Here is a 23,071-nt window from a genome sequence, read left to right on the forward strand (position 1 = left end):
TTCGCAGAGCGACACCCATTTTTGTTGGGCGTTAGTTAGCCCTAATAGAATAGGCGATCAGCCTACCGTCGGCAGCCAGCCACTCGCCATGGCGCACTGTATGGCAATAATGTCGATACCGCATAAAAACACCAGCAGTAATGCCGGTGTACCACCCGGCGTCGATGCACCCACCTGGTGCTGTTGCCGCACGCGCCAACTGAGCAGCGCTGGAATTAACAACGCCAGCACCGCGAGCGCAATGGCGGCATAACCCAGCGCCATGACAAATCCTTGCGGATAGAACAACGCAAAAATCAGCGGCGGCATAAACGTCAGTGCACCCGTTTGTAGTCGTCCACGCGCCGTATTCTTGCGTTTGAACAAATCGGCAAGATAGTCAAACAGACCAAGTGCCACGCCAAGGAAGGGGGTTGCCAGCGCCAGATCGGCGAAAAGGTGGACCGCAACTTCTACGTGAGGGGAGGCAACCAACGTTCGGATCGCTTGCATCAGCCCATTTAAACCGGCTTGCTGCGCCAGGATCGCCGTGAAGGTGTTGCCACTCAGCGCGCCAAGCGTTGCCAGTTGCCAGTTGCCAGAACAGATACACAAACAGCGGTATGGCGCTGCCGATGATAAAGATACGGCGCAGCTTGCGGCTATCTCCCCCATGTAATGCACAATGCTGGGAATGCTGTCGTGGAAGCCAAATGACGTCAGTACCACAGGCAGTGCGGAGAGCGTGAGTCCTTGTTGCAGCGGGAGTGTCAGCAGGTTCTGTTTTTCGACGTGCGGAATCATCATCCCCAGCATGACCAGCAGCATCAGCAATTTTCCACTAAACAGCAGACGGTTAAAGAAATCGACCGACGTGGTACCGATGCACACCACGCTGCCCGCAAGCAGGGTAAACAGCAGAATACCCGCAGATGATGGGAGCGCGTAGCCACTCCACTGGTGCAGGCTGCTTGCCAGCAGTTCGCCAGCGCCACTGATATAGGCGGCTGTGAGGGCATACATCAAAAACAGCATACTGAAGCCCGTGAGTCACTGGCCCCACTGACCCAGATAAATTTTTGCCAGCGTGCCCAAACCGGTATGGGATGGCTGATATTGATAGACTTCGACCAATAATAACGCGCTGTAGCACATCAGCAGCCACAGGCTCAACAAGATAGCGAAGGTGACGCCGAAACCCACGCCTGAGGTTGCCAACGGCATGACGAGCATACCTGCGCCAATGGTGGTGCCCGCGACGATAAATATGCTGCCAAATGTACGATTTTTCACCCTTTCTCCTGAGTGTGATGCTATCTCTTTTTCTTATGGCAGCGCAGACTAGAGTATTCCGTAAGGTATGTCAAAACGCCGTTAAGACGGCTGTAAAGTTGACGTTACGATTTAGGCGCTTTCACAAAAAGTAGGTGGCGGTGAGCGCGGTGATTGTCTTTCTGCGAGGGAGTTTTTACAGTGAAAGAAAAACACAGGAGTAGCACATGCTGAGGGTGGAGATGTTGTGTACCGGAGACGAAGTGCTCCACGGACAGATTCTGGATACTAATGCGGCCTGGGGCCCACCAGTGACGATCTGAGCGCATTGGCGGCCGCAACGGCGGCGGGCGAAGGGCTGATAGAGCACCCCGAGTGGATTGCACGCATGGAGGCGTTTTTCACTGAGCGCGGCCGGGTAATGGCACCAAGCAATCGTAAACAGGCGCAAATTCCGGCCAGTGCCGAGGTGGTGGATAACCCGATAGGGACAGCGTGCGGGTTTATGTTAACGCTGAATCGTTGCCTGATGTTCTTTACGCCCGGCGTACCGTCCGAATTTAAACGGATGGTGGATGAGCAGATTGTGCCGCGTCTGCGCGAGCGTTTTTCTGTGGCATCAGCACCGCTGTGTCTGCGCTTGACCACCTTCGGCCGCTCAGAGAGCGATTTGGCAAACCAGCTCGACACCCTGCCGCTGCCGGAAGGGGTAGTGTTGGGCTACCGTTCCTCCATGCCGATCATTGAACTGAAACTGACCGGTCCGGCGTCGCAGCGAGCAGCGATGGAATCCGCATGGGAGACGGTGCGCTCAGTGGCGGGTGAAAATGCATTGTTTGAAGGAACGCAAGGTTTACCTGCCCAACTGGCGCAGCGCTTGGCCGAGAAAGGCTTGACGTTGGCGGTCGGGGAATCGTTTACCGCTGGTCTGCTTCATTGGCAGTTGAATGCCGCACAAGTGCCGCTTAGCGGTGGGGCGCTGTGGTCGCAGACGCCATTTGCCACGCTGACCGTGCTGGCGAAGGTGGCAAACCGCCTGGCTGACGAGCATCAATCTTCACTGGCGCTGGTGGTGAGCGATCGTCAGGACGATCGTTTATCCCTTGCATTGCACACTCCGCAGGGCACTTTTGCTCGGGCGATTTCGTTTAATGTGACGCGCTATAGCCTGCAAACCCATCAGGAAGTGGTTGCCATTCTGGCGATGAACATGCTGCGCCGCTTGCTGAACGGCTGGTCACCGTATGGCGGGCATGGCTGGATCTCGGTGGTGGAAACATTAGAGTAGGCACCCTAGGTGCAAAAGCGATTTATGTCACTGATTGGCTTGTTTTCGTGCGCGAATATTGCCGTGTTTCTCTGCTAACGGCGTAGCACGCGCCCGACGAGGGGTGTGCCGTCGCCCACACCCCTCGATCCCGCGCTTTTTGCGCAATGATGCCGCTGTGCGGTACCTTCGCAAACGGGGTCGCCGGACGGACCGCGCCTGACGTGCTCCCGGCACGGCAGGCGCTTTCGCCGCATCCCTACGGCTCATCCTGGCGTTCCCCTTATTGCTCAGCATCATTGGACGCGGGGGAGGTCAAGACCTTAAAACCTCATACAACAACGCGGATTAATACAGTAGCGCGTATAGCTGTCTACGATAGCGCGAGGCGAGCGCATAACCTGTCCCCAGAGCCGCCAGAATATCCATCATGGTTTTTCGTGCGTTGCCGTCGGCGGCAGCCAGATCCTTTTTCAGCATCACCATCAGGCTTTCCAGCGCTTCTTCATTACGTCCTACCTGATGCAACTGCAACGCCAGTTTCACTGCCAGTTCCGCGTTGTTGGGGTCGGCAGCAAGCTGTTGCTGTAACTGCTGAATCTCCGGCGTGTCAGCGGCTTGCTTGAGTAATTCAATCTGTGCCACCAGACTGTGATAACGCGTGTCCTGATCCTGCAACGGGATGGTGTCCAGTACCGCTTGCGCATCGTCGCTGCGGTTCAATTGAATCTGCACTTCGGCCAGCATCAGGCCGATATCGCTGCGCTGCTGGCTTAACTGCAGGCGTCTTTCAACAGCGTCAGCGCTGCTGGGAGATCGCCTTCCTGAATACGCTGCTGCGCTTCTGCCACTTTCAGCTCTTCTTCACGCGGCAACACCCGTTGCAGCAGTTCGCGGATCGCCTCTTCTGGCTGTGGCCCCTGGAAACCGTCCAGCTGCTGGCCGTCTTTAAACAGATAAACCGTCGGAATGGCGCGCAAACCAAACTGCGCCGCAACGCGCTGCTCGGCATCACAATCTACCTGCGCCAGAATAAACTGACCGGCATATTCCTGTGCCAGTTTGTGCAGCACTGGCGTGAGCGCCTGGCAGTGTTGACTGCGTTCTGACCAGAAATAAAACAGCACCGGCAGTTGCATGGATTGTTCCAACAACTGGTGCAGGTTGGTCTCGTTAACATCCATCACGCTCGCGTAATGGGCGGTGTTGGCATTAGGGTCTAGCATGGCAGTCTCTCTCATCCGTTTCAGGGATAAATGGGAGCGAATAACGCCATTTCAAGCAGTTGTAACGTCCATCGTTCCGCCGTTTCGTAGGCGGAATCGTGATGGTTATGGGTCAATAGTATATGTCGTTAATCAAGAACGGGTGCGCAATATCCCATCCATCCATCCATCCAGCGGGCGGGTAACAGGCGGCGCAGTACGGTGAGCGCATGTGCCACCAGCGTTACCGGGTAGCGCAGTTTCGGGCGCGGGCTTTCCAGCGCATGGCGCAATTTAGGAAGTATAGCTTCGGGCGGCAGGGTAAAACGCCGGGCGATTCCGGGGTTAGTGACGGGCGCTTCCGCCTGCATTTGCGATACATTATCAGTAAAGCGCGTGGCGATTGACCCGGGTTCTATCAGGCTGACCAGCAACCCACTGCCGTGTAGTTCCATGCGCAGCGTGTCCGACCAGGCTTCCAGCGCATATTTGCTGGCTGCGTAGGCGCCGCGTCCTGGCGTGGCGACAAATCCCATCACGGAACTGGTCTGGATAATGCGCCCTTCGCCGTGTGGCAGCATGGCGGGCAGTAAGCGCTGCGTCAGTTGGTGCGTGCCAAACAGGTTGCTGGAAAACTGTTGTTCGAGTTGCTGACGCGAGATGGTGTTCAGTGGGTCATAAACCCCGTAACCTGCGTTATTAAACAGCCCGTACAATCGATTGCCGATCAGCGCGATAACCTGCTCGGCCGCTGCATCTACGCTGTCGGGATCGTCTAAATCCAGTGCGATCCCTTCAAGTCCCAGCGTGTTCATGCGCTGCACATCCTAGGCGCGGCGGCAGGCGGCCAGCACCAGATAGCCGCGCTGGCGTAAGTCCAATGCCGCAATCAAGCCAATACCGCTGGAGCAACCGGTAATCAAAACCGTTTTTTGCATAACTTTACCTAAGTAAAAAGTCCTATTTTTCAAGAGTCATGGTTAACTAGCAATGAGACGCAAATAAGCGGTCACAGATTCACTAACGGTTTAAGCTGTTTTGCCATACAGTCGGCAATGAACGGCTGCGCTTCGCGTGTGGGATGGATACCATCGTCTTGCATCCATTCCGGCTTAAGATAAACCTGTTCCATAAAGAACGGCACCAGCGGGATGGAAAATTGCTGCGACAGTCGCGGGTAAATGGCGCTGAACGTGTTGGTATAGCGCTGACCGTAGTTGGCTGGCAGGCGGATTTGCATCAGCAAGGGCTGAGCATTAGCCGCTTTCACCTGATTGATGATAGTGGTCAGATCCTGTTCGATGGTCGGAGGCGAAAAGCCGCGCAGGCCATCATTGCCGCCCATTTCGATCAGCACCCAGCGTGGCTGATGTTGTTGAAGCAGTGCTGGTAAGCGCGCCAGCCCTTGTGACGCGGTATCGCCGCTGATGCTGGCGTTGACAATTGTTATGCCGTCAGGGCCCGCTTTTTGCCATTGATCATTGAGCAGAGCGGGCCAGGCGGAAGCCGCGGGCATGCGATAGCCAGCGCTCAGGCTGTCTCCCAATACCAGGAGCGTTTCCGCCGCAAAGGCGCGGGCGCTGAGTAATCCCAGCAGCAAAAGGATGTAGGTATGTCTTTGAATGGCGTCTCTTCGGCAGCCACCGCGTCGGCGGAAAATATTCTGGAAGTTCATCATTTAAGTAAGCACATCGGTCAGGGTGAACATCGGCTTTCCATCCTCACCGGAGTTGAGCTGGTTGTCAAACCCGCGCAGTCGATTGCGCTGATCGGTGAGTCCGGTTCGGGAAAATCGACGCTGCTGGGAATCCTCGCTGGGCTGGATGACGGTAGTGAAGGTGATGTCAAACTGCTTGGCGAATCGTTGGGTGCCATGGATGAAGATGGGCGTGCTGCGCTGCGTACCCGCGATGTCGGATTTGTGTTTCAGGCGTTTATGTTAGTGCCGACGCTGAATGCGCTGGAGAATGTGCAGTTTCCTGCACTGCTACGCGGTGAAAGTGATGCTCAAAGCCGTGCGCAGGCAGAACAGTTGTTGCGTCAGTTGGGATTGGGTGAGCGCTTGCACCATTTGCCCGCGCAGCTATCCGGCGGTGAGCAGCAGCGTGTCGCGATCGCGCGCGCCTTTAGTGGACGGCCCAGAGTGCTGTTTGCGGATGAACCGACCGGCAATCTGGATCGCAAAACCGGTGAGCGCATCGTGGATCTGTTGTTTTCGCTTAATCGTGATTACGCCACCACACTGATCCTGGTTACCCACGATGAGCAGTTGGCGGCACGCTGCGAACGGCGTTTGCGGCGGCTGGACGGCAAATTGCAGGAGGTGGCATGATCTGGCGCTGGTTTTGGCGGGAGTGGCGATCTCCATCGCTGCTGATCGTGTGGCTGGCGTTAACGCTGGCGGTGGCGTGCGTGCTGGCGTTGGGCAATATCAGCGATCGCATGCTGCGCGCCGCGCGTCCGGTCGACGAGGATTGGCTGCAAACGGCACAGCAACAAGTGTTGACGGTCAGTCGTCAGGTCTCGTTCATGACCATGACCTATGCGGGCGAACAGGCCCAGTTGGCACGCGTCAAGGCCGCGTACGATCGCTACCCGCTCTATGGTCAGCTCCTGACGCGCCCGGAAGGACTACACCCGGTTCCTGGCTCGGTATTGGTGGCTCCGCGACTGCTGGCATTACTGGGATTGAAGGTCGGGGATAATCTCGATGTCGGCGATACCATGCTGCGGATAGCCGGGGAACTGATTCAAGAGCCGGACGAAGGGTTTAACCCGTTTGATACCGCACCGCGCGTGTTGATGAGCAGCACCGATGTGGAAAAAACCGGTGCGATACAGCCGGGCGGGCGCATTACCTGGCGCTATATGTTTGCCGGTGATACACAGCGTATCGTGCTGTTTAGCGATTTTATCAAACCGTTGCTAAAACCGGATCAGCGCTGGTACGGCATGGAAGACAGCGATGGGGCATTGGGTAAATCCCTGCAACGTTCGCAGCAGTTTTTACTGCTGTCGGCGCTGTTGACGCTGTTGTTATCCGTTGCGGCGGTGGCCGTTGCCATGGGGCACTATTGTCACAGCCGCTATGATTTGGTGGCGGTACTCAAAACGCTGGGCGCGGACAAACGCGCACTGCGGCGTTTGATTGTCGGGCAATGGGTGTCGGTGCTGGCGTTGTCCGGCGTGTGCGGCAGTCTGGTGGGGTTGGGTTTTGAAGCGATACTCACACGTTTGTTAGCGCAGGTGCTGCCCACAGCGTTGCCTGCGGCGGGACTGTGGCCGTGGGTATGGGCATTGGGATCGCTGGTGGTGATTTCGCTGCTGGTGGGGTTACGTCCTTACCGCCTGCTGTTAGCAACCCAGCCGCTGCGGGTGCTGCGTCAGGATATCACGGCGAACGTCTGGCCCTTGCGTTACTATCTTCCCGCTGTGGTGCTGATTGTGGTGGCTGGGTTGGCGCTGCTTTCTGGCGGCGGCATGTTGCTGTGGGCGTTGCTGGGCGGCACGGCTGTGCTGGCGCTGTTGCTGGGCATTATCGGCTGGGGCGGGCTGTTGCTGTTGCGCCGCCTGACGGTCAAGCATTTGCCTCTGCGTCTGGCGGTTAATCGCCTATTGCGCCAGCCGTGGTCCACCATGAGCCAACTGGCGGCGTTTTCTCTGTCGTTTATGTTGCTGGCATTGCTGCTGGTGATGCGCGGTGATTTGTTGGAGCGCTGGCAGCGCCAGTTGACGCCGGAAAGCCCCAACTTTTTCTTGCTGAATATCGCGCCACCTCAGGCAGCACCACTGAAAACTTTCCTTGAGCAGCACGCGGTGAAACCGGAAGCGTTTTATCCGATTATTCGTGCGCGCTTGACGGCTATCAACGGTCAGGTCGCGACCGAGAGTATTCACGAAAACGATCCTGGTGCCAATACCGTTAACCGCGAACTGAACCTGACGTGGATGGAGGGTTTGCCGTATCATAATGTGTTGACGGCTGGGCAAGCACCGAAAGCAGGTGAAGTCTCGATGGAAGCGAATGAGGCGCAGGAGATGGGGATCAAGCTCGGCGATACCCTGACCTTCACTGGCGATACACAGCCTTTTAGCGCCACGGTGACCAGCTTCCGGCGCGTGGACTGGGAGAGTCTGCGCCCGAATTTTTTCTTTATCTTCCCGCTCGGCGCGCTGGACACGCAGTCGCAATCGCTGCTGACCAGTTTCCGCCACAACGGTGATGACAAGCTTATCGTGCAGCTTAACCGTCAATTCCCCACGGTCAGCGTGCTGGATGTGGGCACGATGCTGCACCAGATTGGTCAGGTATTGCAGCAGGTGAGTCGCGCGCTGGAAGTGATGGTAGTGCTGGTCTCGTTCTGCGGCATATTGCTGCTGCTGGCGCAAATTCAGGTTGGCATGCGTCAGCGGCGTCAGGAGTTGATGGTGTATCGCACACTGTGGGCCGGCGTCGCTTGCTGCGTGGCACCCTGTGGTGCGAGTTTGCTGCACTGGGCTTGATGTCGGGGGTAGCGGCTGCCATTGGCGCGGAAGTGGCGCTGTGGCTGTTGCAACGCAAAGTGTTTGATTTCCACTGGGAACCTAATGTGGTGATGTGGGGTGCACTGCCACTCAGCACTGCCTTGCTGCTGTCGCTGTGCGGTGGCTGGCTGAGTCTGCGGCTATTAAGTGGTAAAGCGTTGTTTCGGCAGTTTTCAAGTTAGTCGAGCATTTGAAATGCTGGCGCCATCGGCTCTGTTGTAGATATAAATCAGCGTTGAGTCATGGCGCCATCCACAAAATAAAAACTGTTTATTGGGATGGCGTTATTTAATCGGGTAATGGCGTCAACTGGAAGGTAGATCGGTGATAATATTTACATTGACCCCCAATTTGTTATTTGGGTCTTTTGATGATGTTAGCATGATACCTTTAAATTTTTCAGAGGAGATGGTTATTTTTTTGTTTCGCTATTGAAAAGAGTAGCGGTATGCCAAATTTTTTCTTGGGTTAGAGTATGTTTATTTCCATATTCCCCCTCTTTATTGGATATAGAGATAGTTTTATCAGCGGATGTTTTAATACTAAAGAGTTGCTTTATGAGATGGTTATCAGTCTTTTTGTCTGCGTGGTTAGTTTCGGTAATCGAGTGAGTCAGTAAAGAATAGCGATTATTGACATTTTGAATTAATGGCATGCTTATCTCCTTAGTTGAGTTTTAATAGTAATTTTTATTGCAGATAGTCGTGAATCATAAAGCGTTCTTGTTTAATGAATGGTGTTTTTTGAGCAGTAATATGTTATTTCCCCGATTCAAGACTAAAGTAGTCCAAATGGGATGTGCTGTAAGAGGGGAACGAAGGCTCTGGCGTTCTTTCTGTCAAAACGATATAAAAGTTGGCTTGTTAGGACAGAGGGAATAGCCAATGATCCTGAATCAAGAGCATCGGCTTTAAATCGAAGGTTCAGATAAGTAACGCTGTTAGCGTGTGATATCCGCTTCCGGTGAAGGTTTATCTGCCATCGCGTTCGCTTTATACCGTTCCATATACTGGTGCTGGAAAACGCACATACGAATGGTATTGCGGTATTCGCCGTTGATGAAAAACTCGTGGCGCAATTCGGCTTCGACTCCAAAGCCCAGCTTGGCATAAATGTGGATAGCCTTGGTGTTCTCTTTATCCACAATCAGGTACAGCTTGTACAGGTTCAGCACGGAAAATCCGTAATCCATTGCCAGCTTGGCGGCGGCGCTGGCGTAGCCACGCCCCTGATAGGCGGGGTCGATAATAATTTGGAATTCTGCGCGGCGGTGGATATGGTTAATTTCCACCAACTCGACCAGACCTACCCGATTTTTTTCAAACTCGATGATAAAGCGCCGCTCGCTTTGATCGTGAATGTGTTTGTCGTAGAGATCGCACAGTTCCACAAAGGCTTCATAGGGCTCTTCAAACCAATAACGCATCACACTGGCGTTGTTATCCAACTGATGGACAAAATTGAGATCCTCTCGTTCCAGAGGCCGTAAACGCACGATATTGCTCGCGCCAGACATGGTTCCTCCCATTACATGTTTGCCACATGGCAACAGGATGAGTATAGCGTGCTTTGTTCGCAGAACCACTGTTTGCTGGGGGGAGTTCAGAGGAAAAGGACCGCGCCCTTATCGTTAAGATCAAAGGGCGCGGCATGGCGGGATTAAAAATCTACGCTGGCGCGCAGCTGCACCTGACGTGGTTCACCCACCGCCACTCGCAGGTTGTTGCCGCTGGACGGGTAGTAGGTTTTATCAAACAGGTTCTTCACGTTCATCTGCCATTTCACCTTGTAGCCGTTAAACGGCACGGTATAGGCAACAAAAGCGTCAGCAACGGTGTAATCATCGAGATAGAAGCTGTTGGCAGCATCTCCCGCACGGCGACCCACGTAGCGTGCACCGGCACCTGCGCGCAGGTCGTCTCCGGTATGCCAGCCAAGCGACCCGAAATCTTGCGTCAGGAACAGCGAGGCAGTGTGGCGAGCGGCGTTAGTCATTTCGTTACCGTTGTTTTTCGGATCGGCAATCACGTGCGCATCAGTAAAGGCGTAGTTACCGATCAGGCTCAGTGAGTCGGTGAGCTTACCGGCTATATCCAGCTCAATACCCTGTGAACGTACTTTGCCTGAGGTGCGTGTCACTGTTTCATTGCCGATGGTTTCACCCACCATCACGTTACGTTTCACGATATCGAACAGCGCCAGGTTGGCGGTGATACGGTCCGGCAGATCGATTTTGGTGCCCACTTCATAAGAACGGCCCAGTTCAGGAGGAAGTGCGCCGATTTGAGTGGTAATGGACGAATTGGGTTTGAACGATTCGCTGTAGCTGGCGTAGAGCGAACTGTTCGGTGTCAGGCTGTAGATAACGCCGGTGCGCGGTACCAGGCGGTGGTAGGAACCGTCGGTGTTGGCGACAAACGGGCGGCCTTTGCCTGCCATGACATCAAAGCTGTCGTAGCGTAACCCGCCCAGCAGCTGCCAGCGTTCGTTCAGGCGCAGGGTGTCTTGCACGAAAAAGCCGGTGCTGTCGATATTTTCACGCTGATCGCTGTCTTTGGCGCTGACCGTGGTGGATGCGGGCAGCGTGCCGTAGACCTGGTTGTAAATGTTGAAGCCTGAAGTTGCTGTGCCGCGGATCATGTCGCCACGGAAGGTACGATCGGCTTCATAGTCAACGCCAAACAGCAGTTGATGGTTGATGCGTCCCCAGTCTACGTCGCCATTCAGGGTCAGTTGTACGATTTGCGCCTGACTGCGTGCGTCTGCCGTTGCATCTGGTTGACGGGTTAGTATTCCGGTCGCTGTGTTGAATTTGGTGGCGCGTGCCTGATTGTCGCTATAGCGGTTACGTGCATAGGAATAGGCGAGGTTGCTCTTCCAGCGATCGTTGAGCGTTCGTCCATCTGGAGCGTCACGGTGTCCTGATCGCCGCGCGTGGTGTTATAATGCTCGTCAAAGCGGCGGTCGCGCGGCGTATTGACTGGCTTGCCGGTATTGGGATTTATGATGGTGCCGCGATCGAACGGCGTCAGGTATTCCTGATGTTCATAGACAAGGCGCACCATGGTGTCATCGCCATACCACATCACTGACGGCGCAACGGTGGTTTGGCGTTTGCGGCCAAAATTGCGCCAGTAATCGGTTTCGTCGTGATCGACCAGCATACGGTAAGCCAAACCGTTGTCTCCCAGTGGTCCGGTGACATCCACCTGCCCACCGCCCCCGTTAAAGCTGCTCTGCCAGCCTTCGATATGGGTTTTCTGAACCAGTTCCGGTTTTTTACTGATGATATTGATCACGCCGCTGGGTTCACCCATGCCGTACAGCATGGAGGCCGGACCTTTGAGGACTTCAACGCGTTCGCTGGTAGGCGTGAAATTGCGAGTCTGAATCGAACGAATGCCATCGCGAAACAGCGACCCATCGCGGTTGTCGCCAAACCCACGTTTGATCACCGCATCCTGCGTCCCCCCGAGTGTGTTGGCTTGGGTAATACCGCTGATGCTGTACAGCGCTTCGTCCAGCGTGCGTGCCGCCTGATCGCGTAACACTTGCGGCGGCACGACGTTAACTGCCTGCGGCACGTCCAGCAGACGTGCTTCGGTGCGTGTGCCGGTTACGCTTTTGTGCGGTTGATAGCTGCTGTCTGTATCGGCGGTGGCCCGGTCAGATTGCGTGACCACCACGGTATCTTCCTGCGCGCTCGATGAGGCAGCGTGCGAACCCAGTGGCAACAGCGCGATAAGTGGCCAACTGCGACGTATAAAATTAGCGTTCATGTGCGATGTGACTCCAGAATGTCCCTGAAAATTCAATAGGTAAGAATTGTTGGTAGAGTTGTTTTAAGGTGTCTTGCGGTTGCAAATCGGCAAATAGATCGGGGTAGAGCGCTTTGGCAAACATCTCCACCATCACCACGTGATACGGGCTTAGGTAGAAGTTGTGCCACATACTCCAGGCGCGCCCCTGCTGCACGGCGTTGAGGTGTGACAGAATGGGTTCTTGTTGTAGCAGGGTGGTAAAGCTGTTTTGCGCTTGCTGCTCGGAAACGTCCGGGCCCAGCATCAGTGCCGAGAATCGCTTTCCTTCTGGCCCCGCCATGCCGGTGGCGATGTAGACATCGGGGTTGGCTGCCAGCACTTTTTCCGGATTGAGTTCACCATAGACGCGCTGAATGCTGTCGGCTGCGATGTTATCGCCACCGGCAAAGCGCAGTAACTCACCAAGATTGCCACCTACTGCTGTGATACAGCAGGTATCGCGGCGGCCCAGATGCAGGTGCAGCATCACGGTGGGCTTTTGGCCGTGATAGCGCGCCAGGCGTTGCGAAATGGTGTCCATATGCTGCTGGTAAAATGCGCTGAATGCGGTAGCACTTTCAGTGCGGTTGAGTACTTCGCCGAGTAAACGGACGCTGGGCAGGGTGTTTTTCAACAGTTCGACGCGCAGATCGACATAAATCACCGGGATGCCTGCGCGTTCAAGCGTCTGCTGTAGCGCATCATCCTCCACCGAGGTTTTAGCCAGACGCGGCAGGATGACCAGATCGGGCTTTAACGGCAGAATGGCTTCGGCATTCAGCGTGTGCGGGCCCCCATCGCCAAGACGCGGGATTTGTGCAATGGTAGGGAACGCAGTGGTGTATTTTTCCCAGCTTTGCGCGTCGTAACGTGCCATATCGCCGGGCCAACCCACCACGCGCTGTGCCGGATTACCGGGTTCCAGCAACGCAAGGGTATGGAGCAAACGGCTTTCACCGAGAAAAAGACGTGAAGGATTATTGGGAATCGTTACCTGACGTCCCAGCAGGTCGGTAACGGTCTTTCCCCAGGCGGTGGTGTTCGCCAACAGCAGCATGACCAGTAACGCTTTGGTCAGGAATAATGCGCGCATATTCGCCCTCTGCATAAAATCGAGCAGGGGAAGTTAATGAGTATGAGAGTGATTATCAATAACTCTAAGGTGGGGAAAATGCGACAAAACGATAATGTTGTTTTATATCATTAGGATGGTAATAATTTCGTAAGTAAATAAAGTGCCGCTCAGCGGGAACTTTCAGGGCGGCAGAGTGCTACCGCCTGAAAGTCAGTGGGAATTAGCGTTATTCGGCAGCATAACCCTGTTTGGGAATACGCACGCCGTTGAGCCAAGCTTCGCCCTCGCGCATTTTAAGACGCCCTTCTGCAAACCAGCTCACCACCAATGGATAGATGGTGTGTTCCTGAGTTTGTACCCGAGCAGCAAGCGCTTCTTCCGTATCATCACCAAACACCGGGACCTTGGCTTGCAGAATCAGAGGACCGCCATCCAGTTCGTCAGTCACGAAGTGGACCGAAGTACCATGTTCCTTTATCGGCATTTTCCAGTGCTTTGCGATGGGTATGTAGACCCGGGTATTTGGGCAGCAGTGACGGGTGTGCAAACAGCGCAACGAACTCCGGGCTGAGGATGCGCATATAACCCGCCAGTACCAGACCATAGGCTTCTGGATTGTTGCTGAATACGGCCGCGATATTCGCTTTGACACGCTTGCGCGCGCAGGCGTCAATCAACGCCTGCAAGTTGCTTCCTTGACCTGAGAGCAAGACAACGATGTTTTTCATTAATTAATGACCACTGCGTCTCCGGCGTTAGCGGGTTGAATAACGCCGATTTTCCATGCGGTTTCACCCTGGCTATTGAGGAATGCCACGGCTTCCTCTGCCTGTTCAGCAGGCAGTGCGATAATCATACCCACACCGCAGTTAAAAGTACGGTACATTTCGTGACGGCTGACGTTGCCCGTCTGTTGCAGCCAGTTGAAAACGGCGGGCCACTGCCAGCTGGATTCATCAATGTTGGCTTGCATGCCTTCTGGCAACACGCGCGGGATATTTTCCCAGAAACCGCCACCTGTCAGGTGAGCAATCGCGTGGACATCCACTTTTTCAATCAGCGCCAGAATGGATTTGACGTAGATCCTGGTCGGGGCCAGCAGGTGATCGGCCAGTGATTTTCCCTCAAGCGTCGTCTGTTCCGGATCGGTTTTGCTCACCTCGAGAATCTTACGTACCAGCGAATAGCCGTTAGAATGTGGGCCACTGGCTGCCAGTGCTACCAGAGTATCACCTGCCTGCACTTTACTTCCGTCGATGATCTCTGATTTTTCAACAACACCGACGCAAAAACCGGCGACGTCGTAATCTTCACCGTGGTACATGCCGGGCATTTCAGCGGTTTCGCCGCCGACAAGCGCACAGCCTGACTGTTTGCACCCTTCGGCGATACCGGTGATCACGCTGGCGGCAGTATCGACATCCAGTTTCCCCGTGGCGTAGTAATCCAGGAAGAACAGCGGCTCGGCCCCTTGAACTACCAGGTCATTGACACACATGGCCACCAGATCGATACCGATGGTGTCGTGGCGTTTCAGATCCATGGCAAGACGCAGCTTGGTGCCGACCCCGTCAGTACCGGAAACCAGAACCGGTTCATGGTATTTTTGGGGCAAGGCGCACATGGCACCGAAACCGCCCAGACCGCCCATCACTTCAGGACGGCGGGTTTGTTTCACTACGCCTTTAATACGGTCTACCAATGCGTTACCAGCATCAATATCCACGCCTGCGTCTTTGTAGCTAAGAGAGGTTTTGTCGGTCACTGCGGAATCCCCACGGAGAATACAATTGGTGGTGAGATAGCGAGCATATCCAGCCTGGTGGATCTACCCCTATCGAAGCGCGCTAATTCTAACAGCGAGAGCAATCGTTTGCGAGTGGTGTGTTGCCTGCTTTGCATTTTTCCTGTTCAATGAGAATTTTCCTGCCCGGTTGATCTGGATCAGGCTATAACCTGTAGCGCTTAAGCAAAAAAGCGGTATAATCCCGCGATTTTTTTTATGATGGGCTGCCATGTCCGCCCTCGGCGCACCGATTCTGCGTCGTAAGGATATCCGTCCACTTTCTATAGGGGGAATAGAATGAAGGTCGTCGAGGTTAAACACCCGCTCGTCAAACATAAACTTGGCCTGATGCGTGAAAACGATATAAGTACAAAACGCTTTCGTGAACTGGCATCCGAAGTCGGCAGCTTATTGACCTATGAAGCCACGGCCGATCTGGTTACTGAAAAAGTGACTATCGAAGGATGGTGCGGTCCGGTGGAAGTCGATCAGATCAAAGGCAAAAAAATTACCGTGGTGCCGATCCTGCGTGCCGGTCTGGGCATGATGGAAGGCGTGCTGGAAAACGTACCGAGCGCGCGCATCAGCGTGGTGGGTATGTACCGTAACGAAGAGACGCTGGAGCCGGTGCCTTACTTCCAGAAACTGGTCTCCAACATTGATGAGCGTATGGCGCTGGTGGTGGATCCGATGCTGGCGACCGGTGGTTCGATGATTGCCACTATCGATCTGCTGAAAAAAGCGGGTTGCCAGAGCATCAAGGTATTGGTACTGGTGGCTGCACCGAAAGGGATTGCTGCGCTGGAAAAAGCGCACCCTGACGTTGAGCTGTATACCGCCTCGGTCGACAAAGGGCTCAACGAGCATGGCTATATTATGCCGGGTCTTGGTGATGCGGGCGATAAGCTCTTTGGTACTAAATAAGCCGTATCAGCCGACTGAGTAAGTCGGCTTTTTTTGCGTCGGTTTTGTTGCGCAACGCCACGGCGGTTTTTCACCCATATTTCGCACGATTTTTATAATCAGCCTCGCTTCCCTACGCGGTGACGCGTGGGGGCGGCTGGGCTGTGATAACGATGCTGGACAAACCGGCTAACCACACAACATCAAGTGACTTTTACAGAGGATATAAACGATGACTCGTCGCGCCATCGGGGTGAGTGAACGACCCCCATTGTTACAAACTATCCCGCTGAGCTTCCAGCACCTGTTTGCCATGTTCGGCGCGACGGTGTTGGTACCGATTCTGTTCAAAATCAACCCTGCGACCGTGCTGCTGTTCAACGGCATTGGCACGCTGCTCTATCTGTTTATCTGTAAGGGCAAGATCCCGGCGTATCTGGGCTCCAGCTTTGCCTTTATTTCTCCGGTGCTGTTGTTGCTGCCGCTGGGATATGAAGCGGCACTGGGCGGTTTTATCATGTGCGGTGTTCTGTTCTGCCTGGTATCGCTGATTGTGCAACGCGCTGGTACCGGCTGGCTGGATGTGATTTTCCAACCGGCGGCGATGGGGGCGATTGTTGCGGTCATCGGTCTGGAATTGGCCGTGGTTGCAGCGGGCATGGCCGGTCTGCTGCCTGCGGATGGCGCGTCAGTTGATAGCAAAACCGTGATTATTTCGCTGGTGACCTTAGGCGTTACCGTGCTGGGCTCTGTGTTGTTCCGCGGTTTTCTGGCTATCATCCCGATTCTGATCGGTGTGCTGGTGGGCTGTGGCTTATCGTTTGCCATGGGCGCCGTGGATTTCGCGCCTATCGTTCAGGCTCACTGGTTTGCACTGTCGACCTTCTATAAGCCGCATTTTGAATGGTTTGCCATTCTGACTATCCTGCCTGCTGCGCTGGTGGTGATTGCCGAACACGTGGGCCATCTTGTGGTTACCGCCGATATCGTGAAAAAAGATCTGATGTGCGATCCTGGCTTGCACCGCTCGATGTTTGCCAACGACCTTTCTACCATGATTTCTGGTTTCTTCGGTTCAACCCCGAATACCACTTACGGTGAAAACATTGGCGTGCTGGCTATCACCAAGGTCTACAGCACCTGGGTAATCGGCGGTGCGGCGATACTTGCCATCCTGCTCTCCTGCGTGGGCAAGCTGGCGGCTGCTATTCAGGCAGGCGGTGCCGGTTATGGGCGGTGTTTCTTTGCTACTGTACGGTGTAATTGGCGCTTCCGGTATTCGTGTGCTTATCGAATCCAAAGTGGATTACAACAAAGCGCAAAACCTGATTCTGACCTCAGTTATCCTGATCATCGTGGTGAGCGGGGCGAAAGTACATTTGGGTGCTGCTGAACTGAAAGGCATGGCATTAGCCACCGTGGTGGGTATTGCGCTGAGCCTGTTGTTCGCGCTGATCAACCGCTTCAGAAGCGAAGAAGTGGTGCTGGATGCCGAAGATGATGCCGAGGAGACCTCGCGCGCGTCATAAAGTGAGCATTGTTCTGGTTTCCGGGGATGGTATTATCTCCGGAAACAGAAAAAATATGACAAGGGATTGTTAATCATGAAGAAAACAACATTGGTGTTGTTACTTGGTCTTTCGTGTTCTGCTTTTGCCCAAGACGCTGATAGGCTGTACGACCGCCTTGAACAGCAATATAATACTGCGCTGACCGCTCTCACCGATTTGGCTAAACGCCAGGACCCTCATGCTCTTTCGGTATTGGGGTTTGTCTATGAGTTTGGCGTTTCCGTTCCAAAAAATATCCCACAGGCCATCGATTATTATCAACAAGCGTGCGCGCTGGGTGGTGATTATGGTTGTTATAACGCCGGGTATTTTTATCAATATGGCGTCGGCGTGCCGCAGGATAGAGCTCGGGCCAGCCAACTGCTGGAAAAGATTAACGCCGCCGATATTGATATCGAAACGACCAAGTCACTCGGGCACACCATCTATAAAGCCAAAGCAAAGGTTGAAACCGATGCAGAGATGCGCGCACCGATCCTGAAGTATGTTTCCCGCCATTTAAATACGGCCAATGCGGAAACGCGTCGGATATTCAGCCGCCTCGGTTTGAGTAAAAGTGACATGTTACGGCTGGCGAAGCGTTGGGCGCAGCAAGGCGATCCCGAAGTAAACTTCTACGTCGGCCATTTCTATAATTTTGGCTACTCCCCGATCAAAGAGAAAGACATTGGGGCGATGCGTTGGTTTCGCCGTGCCGCAGAGGGCGGAGAGCCGGAATCGCAGAATTTTCTTGGCCTGGTCTATCGCGAAGGTCGCTGTGGTGTCGATGCCGCGGCCCCAGAGGCTGTTGTTTGGTTTGAACGTGCTGTGCAGCAGGGTAACAAAGATGCCATTCTCAATCTGGCAGAAATGTATTACACCGGTGAAGGGATTGACGTTGATTATGACAAGGCGCGAACCCTGTTTACGCAGGCCTAAGACAAAGGCGTATCGCGGGCGGCAAAATACCTCGCCTGGATCTATTACAACGGTCAGGGTATGACGAGCGATTGCCAGAAGGCCTGGGAGTATCGCAGCCGGGGGCGGTCTGACGAAACAAAAGCCAGCTATACAGCGCACTGCGTGAACGATAAGCGTGAGCGTGAAGAAAATCGCCAGACCTTGCCCGCATTGGTGTTGAAAAACGAATCGACCTTTCTCAGTGGCAACGGTGGCGCATTGAAATGTGAAAATCATTTTATCGTTGATACCAACAAACTTGCTGAAGTGGCCAATTTACGCGTCGTCGTCACGCTAAAAAACAGCGAGGGTGCCAGCGGGCAATACACGCTGGCGTTTGCCCCCTTTGGCATGAATACCATGAATGAAAGCCTGCACGGCAGGGAGTACAGCTCCTTTCGTTCCGCCACGCTGGTTCCTCAAAAAACCAACGATTTTTGCAAGCCTGGTGACGTGACATTCCAGATCGATTCCGCCACGGCGCGAATCAACGGACAGGAAAAAGAGCTGCTGGCGACGGGGATTATCAAGCCGTATGCCAAAAATGCCGTGTAACCGCATTGCCTTAGGATAATTCGCCTGAACAATGATAGGGTACTGAGAAAAGCAGCCCGGTTGATGCGCTATCAACAGGGCTCGCTTTCTGTGGTAAACTCAGTCCGTTTTCCCGCCGAATTGAACATGAGGTGCATCTGAACACGCCGGCACAGCTTTCACTGCCACTTTCTTTGTCTGATGACGAAACCTTTGCCAGTTTCTATCCGGGAGAAAACGCGTCACTTCTGGCCGCCCTTCACAACGTGTTGCAGCAAGAGCACGGTAGCTATATTTACTTCTGGTCACGGGAAGGGGGAGGGCGCAGCCACCTGCTGCATGCCGCCTGCGCCGCGTTATCGCGTCAGGGCGATACGGCGGGCTATGTGCCGTTAGACAAACGCGCCTATTTTGTGCCTGAAGTCCTGGACGGCATGGAGCAACTCGCGCTGGTCTGTATCGACAATATCGAATCCATTGCGGGCGATGATGCCTGGGAAATGGTGATGTTCAATCTTTACAACCGTATTCAGGAAGGTGGGCACACCCGGTTGTTGATCACCGGCGATCGCCCACCGCGTCAGCTTAATCTGCATCTGCCTGATTTGGCATCTCGTCTGGATTGGGGGCAGATTTATAAATTGCAGCCGCTCTCTGATGAAGAGAAAGGCGAGGCGTTACAGTTGCGCGCCCGCCTGCGTGGCTTTGAGCTGCCAGAAGATGTGAGCCGCTTTTTGTTGAAGCGGCTCGATCGCGAAATGCGCACGCTGTTTATGACGCTCGATCAGCTCGATCACGCCTCGATTACTGCTCAGCGTAAACTGACTATCCCCTTCGTCAAAGAGATCCTGGGGCTATAACAGCGCGAGCACTTGCTCCGGTGGGCGGCCGATACGTGCTCGTTCACCGTTGACCACAATCGTGCGCTCAATCAGCTTGGGATGTTCAACCAGTGCAGCAATCAGCTGTGTTTCAGTTAACGTCGTATCCGACAGATTTAATTCGCGGTACAGATCTTCTTTCTGGCGCATCAATTCACGTGCGCTACTAAAGCCTAGCTGTGATAACAGTTGGCGAATCTGTGCGGCATCCGGTGGTGTATCCAGCATAGAGCACCACGCGCGGCATAACACCGTGTTGCTGCAACAGCGCCAGCGTTTCACGGCTCTTGGAGCAGCGCGGGTTGTGATAAATAACGATATCGTGCGACATGGGCTGTTCCTTGCTGTTTATCAAGATTTTCAAACTGACGGAAACGTTGCTGCAACTGGCGTAACTGGTCAATGCGGGCATCATAGCGCGCCTGCTCCAGACTGCCGAGTTTACTCAGCGAACTGGCATTGCTGAACAGCCTGATGGCCTGATCCAGTTTTCCGGATAACGCCAGTTCCTCTCCGCGCGCGGCGAGCTCTTCGGCACGCATGCCCTGTGCGGCGGAGGCCTGCGCCAGCAGCGACCAGCCGTTGGGATCGCCCGGATTAGTGTAGGTATAACGATAGAGCATACGGCTGGCTGCGGCGGCCTGACCGCCCGTGACATAGGCGTTAGCCAAATTCAATTGCAGTACCGGATTGTTCTGGGCGCCCGGCGCTTTTTGTAAGCGTGCGATGGCCTGCGCGGCTTTGTTTTGCGCCAGATCGATATCTGTCATCAGATCGAGAAACCAGGGGCTGTCCGGGGTTTTATCCAGCAGAGGTTGAAGCACGGCACGGGCATCGTCATATTTCTTCTCTTCATAAGCGCGCACTGCTTTGCCGTACTGTGCGGCAAGCTGCACGCGCACATTGCCTTTTAGCCAGTTATCAATGGTTTCATCTGCGGTAGCCTTATAAGCGTTGCTGTACATCGTCAGTGCACGCATCTTGGCAAACAGAAAATCCAGCGTGGATTGGGTGGGTGCAGGGCGCATCTGGTTGGCACGGTTGCGGGCATCGGCCAGACGACTCTCCGGCAACGGGTGTGTCAGCAGCATTTCCGGAGGTTTGGTGGCATAGCGTGATTGATCGGCTAATTTTTGCATAAAGTTAGGCATAGCCTGCGGATCAAACCCAGCCCACTGCAACACTTGCAGACCAATACGATCGGCTTCCTGTTCGTTGGACTGCGTGAAGCTGATAATTCCCTGCTGCGCGCCCGTCAACGTGCGGCTCAGGGCTGCCATTCCCACCTGTGGATTGGCCATGGCGAGCAGAATGGAACCCAAAGCACCCACCCAGGTAAGCGGGGCGCTGCGCTGTTGTGATTCCATGGCGCGCGCCAGATGGCGTTGGGTGACGTGCGAGATTTCATACGCCAGCACCGAGGCCAGTTCGCTTTCGTTTTCTGCGTAGCGGAACAAGGCAGAATGGATGACCACATTGCCACCGAAGAAGGCAAAGGCGTTCAGCTCATCGTTGCGAATGATGAAGAAGTGAAAAGGCGTGCGTACTGAGTTGGCGCTTTTTACTAACCGTTGGCCCAGTTGGTTGATGTATTGTACCGGCAGCGGATCGTCAATCAGTGGTGCACCACCGCGCATTTGCCGTAGGTAGAAATCACCCATGGCAATTTCTTGATTGATACTGAGCGTACCGCCTGCTGTGGTTCCCATATCGGGAAGCTGATCCTGTATATCCGCAACGACGGGCGCCGCGATGCCGCCCAGCATTGCGCCGAACAGCAGCGCAGTCAGGGTTTTCTTTACTCTGAATCCACGCAGAAACGTCTTGCCTGCCGGAGCGGTAATGCGAGGAAGTTCAGCACCTAACCAATTGAAGACCATGAGTGGGACCTTCTCGACTGCACGGTAAAAGCGATTAGCGCCTATCTTAGCCAGCGCGGAGGGAGCATGCAAAGTGGAATGCGGGAAAAGTGCAGCATAACAACGCGCCGTGCAAAAAACAGCAAGCACGAGGTTGCGCGCAGTGTGAATCAAGGTAACGCAAAAACACCGACACCAATAGTGCCGGTGGATACCTGACGCGCTATCAGGCGCTTTTCAGATAGTTCAGTAAGATATCGTGGTGATCGCTGGTTTTGAAATCATCAAACACGTGCGCCACTTTACCGTCTTCATCAATCAAAAAGCTGATACGGTGGATGCCGTCGTAGGTTTTTCCCATAAATGTCTTTTCGCCCCACACGTCGAAGGCTTGTGAGATCTGATGATCTTCGTCGGACAACAACGTAAAGTTCAGCAGCTCTTTTTCCGCAAAGCGAGACAGTTTTTCCGGTTTGTCGGTGCTAATACCCAGCACTTCCACGCCATGTTTCTTCAGATCGTCCATGTTGTCGCGCAAACCGCAGGCTTGCACGGCACATCCCGGCGTCATCGCTTTAGGGTAAAAATAGACCAACACTTTTTGTCCCTGGAAGTCGGTTAAATTTACTTGTTCGCCATCCTGGTCGGGCAAGCTAAATTTCGGTGCGGTATCACCGGCTTTCAGTGTGTTCATCACTACTCTCCATCTTTCTCTTCATGCTGTGGATAGTTCACGACGCTAATATTGCCTTGTGCGTGCAGTTCTGTACATAGCTATAGCTGATGAAAGGCTGGCTCAATAATTGCGCCATTAAGCGTTTCAGGGCTGTGTGCGGTGATTTGAATATATAACGTTGACGGATGTCCGCTGGTGGCGGGCTGCGTTTTTGAAACCAGTTCCGCAATGTTCATGTGATGGGCGTCAAACATGGCGGTAAAGCGTTCAATGATATGCGGTGAATCAGCCAGTTCAACCTTGACCCATACCGTCGAGGGCATCGGCGGGCGAGCCTGAGACTCTGTGCGCTTCATCACGATCAACAATTCCATTTCTGCCCCTTTGAGCGGCAGCGTGGATTCGATAAGCGTGATGGCATTCCAACTTCCCGACAGCAGCATGATGAACGTGAACTCTTTGCCCAGCATCGCAAGACGACTATCTTCAATATTACAGCCACAGCCACAGCTACTGACGTGACGTGTGATGGCGTTCACAATCCCGGGACGATCGACGCCGAGGGCGGTGATAACCAGAAAATGTTCTTGTTGGCTCGGCAAAATCTTGCTTCCTCTGCATCGGGTTGAGAGTAACATGGTAAACACAAAAAATTGTCTGGGGCAATTTTGAGTTTGTTCTGCGTGCGTTTTCCCGCGCCGCCGTCAGTCGCGGCATGCAGAAAGAAAAAAAACCGCATGTCATACGCCGACAACGCGGTTGCACGCTTGCTTTTGCAGTGAAGTCAAAAGTACCATGAA

Annotated in this window: 11 protein-coding genes and 11 pseudogenes; 8 read left to right on the forward strand and 14 right to left on the reverse strand. The window is 54.1% G+C overall.

Annotated features, from left to right (window positions below; genetic code table 11):
* Positions 1 to 120: 120 nt before the first annotated feature.
* A pseudogene (gene tyrP, locus JZM30_RS12475) lies at positions 121 to 1,212 on the reverse strand (tyrosine transporter TyrP); the annotation flags it as partial.
* 266 nt (positions 1,213 to 1,478) lie between these two features.
* On the opposite strand from tyrP, the pseudogene JZM30_RS12480 reads away from it, so the two are divergent.
* Positions 1,479 to 2,539, forward strand: a pseudogene (locus JZM30_RS12480) (nicotinamide mononucleotide deamidase-related protein YfaY).
* A 327-nt stretch (positions 2,540 to 2,866) separates the two neighbouring features.
* On the opposite strand, the pseudogene JZM30_RS12485 reads toward JZM30_RS12480, so the two are convergent.
* From JZM30_RS12485 to tesA, 3 genes and pseudogenes are all read right to left on the reverse strand, one after another.
* Positions 2,867 to 3,702: pseudogene (locus JZM30_RS12485) on the reverse strand (co-chaperone YbbN).
* 170 nt (positions 3,703 to 3,872) lie between these two features.
* Positions 3,873 to 4,661: pseudogene (locus JZM30_RS12490) on the reverse strand (SDR family oxidoreductase).
* Positions 4,662 to 4,732: 71 nt separating this feature from the next.
* On the reverse strand, positions 4,733 to 5,398 hold the full coding sequence (tesA, locus tag JZM30_RS12495; protein ID WP_438801509.1) for a multifunctional acyl-CoA thioesterase I/protease I/lysophospholipase L1: 666 nt from the start codon (positions 5,396 to 5,398) through the stop codon (positions 4,733 to 4,735).
* Between tesA and ybbA the strand changes: the two genes are divergently transcribed.
* On the forward strand, positions 5,336 to 6,055 hold the full coding sequence (ybbA, locus tag JZM30_RS12500) for a putative ABC transporter ATP-binding protein YbbA (RefSeq protein WP_252319043.1): 720 nt from the start codon (positions 5,336 to 5,338) through the stop codon (positions 6,053 to 6,055). The genes tesA and ybbA overlap by 63 nt on opposite strands.
* A pseudogene (gene ybbP / locus JZM30_RS12505) lies at positions 6,052 to 8,429 on the forward strand (putative ABC transporter permease subunit YbbP). The gene ybbA and the pseudogene ybbP overlap by 4 nt, the downstream one beginning before the upstream one ends.
* Before the next feature lie 230 nt (positions 8,430 to 8,659).
* Here the strand turns inward: ybbP and JZM30_RS12510 are convergent.
* From JZM30_RS12510 to purM, 6 genes and pseudogenes are all read right to left on the reverse strand, one after another.
* Positions 8,660 to 8,902, reverse strand: coding sequence for a hypothetical protein (locus tag JZM30_RS12510; RefSeq protein ID WP_252319044.1), 243 nt, complete (start codon positions 8,900 to 8,902; stop codon positions 8,660 to 8,662).
* Positions 8,903 to 9,187: 285 nt separating this feature from the next.
* On the reverse strand, positions 9,188 to 9,763 hold the full coding sequence (gene speG / locus JZM30_RS12515; RefSeq protein WP_252319045.1) for a spermidine N1-acetyltransferase: 576 nt from the start codon (positions 9,761 to 9,763) through the stop codon (positions 9,188 to 9,190).
* A gap of 143 nt (positions 9,764 to 9,906) precedes the next feature.
* Positions 9,907 to 12,026 (reverse strand): annotated as a pseudogene (locus JZM30_RS12520) (TonB-dependent siderophore receptor).
* Complete coding sequence (locus JZM30_RS12525) at positions 12,016 to 13,140, reverse strand: ABC transporter substrate-binding protein (protein WP_252319047.1); 1,125 nt, start codon at positions 13,138 to 13,140, stop codon at positions 12,016 to 12,018. Before JZM30_RS12525 ends, JZM30_RS12520 begins: the two are co-directional and overlap by 11 nt.
* Before the next feature lie 208 nt (positions 13,141 to 13,348).
* Positions 13,349 to 13,850: pseudogene (gene purN / locus JZM30_RS12530) on the reverse strand (phosphoribosylglycinamide formyltransferase).
* Complete coding sequence (purM, locus tag JZM30_RS12535) at positions 13,850 to 14,887, reverse strand: phosphoribosylformylglycinamidine cyclo-ligase (protein WP_252319049.1); 1,038 nt, start codon at positions 14,885 to 14,887, stop codon at positions 13,850 to 13,852. The pseudogene purN and the gene purM overlap by 1 nt, the downstream one beginning before the upstream one ends.
* Before the next feature lie 318 nt (positions 14,888 to 15,205).
* Here purM and upp point away from each other — a divergent pair, with 318 nt between their 5' ends.
* The 5 genes and pseudogenes from upp to hda all read left to right on the forward strand — a co-directional run bounded on the left by upp (position 15,206) and on the right by hda (position 19,715).
* Positions 15,206 to 15,832, forward strand: coding sequence for a uracil phosphoribosyltransferase (gene upp, locus JZM30_RS12540; RefSeq protein ID WP_252319051.1), 627 nt, complete (start codon positions 15,206 to 15,208; stop codon positions 15,830 to 15,832).
* Positions 15,833 to 16,043: 211 nt separating this feature from the next.
* Positions 16,044 to 17,340 (forward strand): annotated as a pseudogene (gene uraA / locus JZM30_RS12545) (uracil permease).
* 75 nt (positions 17,341 to 17,415) lie between these two features.
* On the forward strand, positions 17,416 to 18,300 hold the full coding sequence (locus JZM30_RS12550; RefSeq protein ID WP_252319053.1) for a tetratricopeptide repeat protein: 885 nt from the start codon (positions 17,416 to 17,418) through the stop codon (positions 18,298 to 18,300).
* Positions 18,301 to 18,360: 60 nt separating this feature from the next.
* A complete protein-coding gene (locus tag JZM30_RS12555) occupies positions 18,361 to 18,876 on the forward strand; it encodes a hypothetical protein (protein WP_252319054.1) in 516 nt (171 codons plus the stop codon).
* Positions 18,877 to 19,007: 131 nt separating this feature from the next.
* Positions 19,008 to 19,715 carry a DnaA inactivator Hda gene (hda, locus tag JZM30_RS12560; RefSeq protein ID WP_252319055.1) on the forward strand — a complete coding sequence of 236 codons (708 nt, stop codon included), beginning with the start codon at positions 19,008 to 19,010 and terminating at the stop codon, positions 19,713 to 19,715.
* Here hda and arsC read toward each other — a convergent pair.
* The 4 genes and pseudogenes from arsC to JZM30_RS12580 all read right to left on the reverse strand — a co-directional run bounded on the left by arsC (position 19,710) and on the right by JZM30_RS12580 (position 22,909).
* Positions 19,710 to 20,067, reverse strand: a pseudogene (gene arsC / locus JZM30_RS12565) (arsenate reductase (glutaredoxin)). The gene hda and the pseudogene arsC overlap by 6 nt on opposite strands.
* A gap of 28 nt (positions 20,068 to 20,095) precedes the next feature.
* Positions 20,096 to 21,616: pseudogene (gene bepA / locus JZM30_RS12570) on the reverse strand (beta-barrel assembly-enhancing protease); the annotation flags it as partial.
* Between the two features lie 205 nt (positions 21,617 to 21,821).
* Positions 21,822 to 22,289: a thioredoxin-dependent thiol peroxidase gene (gene bcp / locus JZM30_RS12575; protein WP_252319058.1), complete on the reverse strand. Its 468-nt coding sequence runs from the start codon at positions 22,287 to 22,289 to the stop codon at positions 21,822 to 21,824.
* A 2-nt stretch (positions 22,290 to 22,291) separates the two neighbouring features.
* Positions 22,292 to 22,909, reverse strand: a pseudogene (locus JZM30_RS12580) (glycine cleavage system transcriptional repressor).
* Positions 22,910 to 23,071 lie beyond the last annotated feature (162 nt).

It is taken from the genome of Candidatus Symbiopectobacterium endolongispinus (assembly GCF_018777385.1).
Lineage (GTDB): Bacteria > Pseudomonadota > Gammaproteobacteria > Enterobacterales > Enterobacteriaceae > Symbiopectobacterium > Symbiopectobacterium endolongispinus.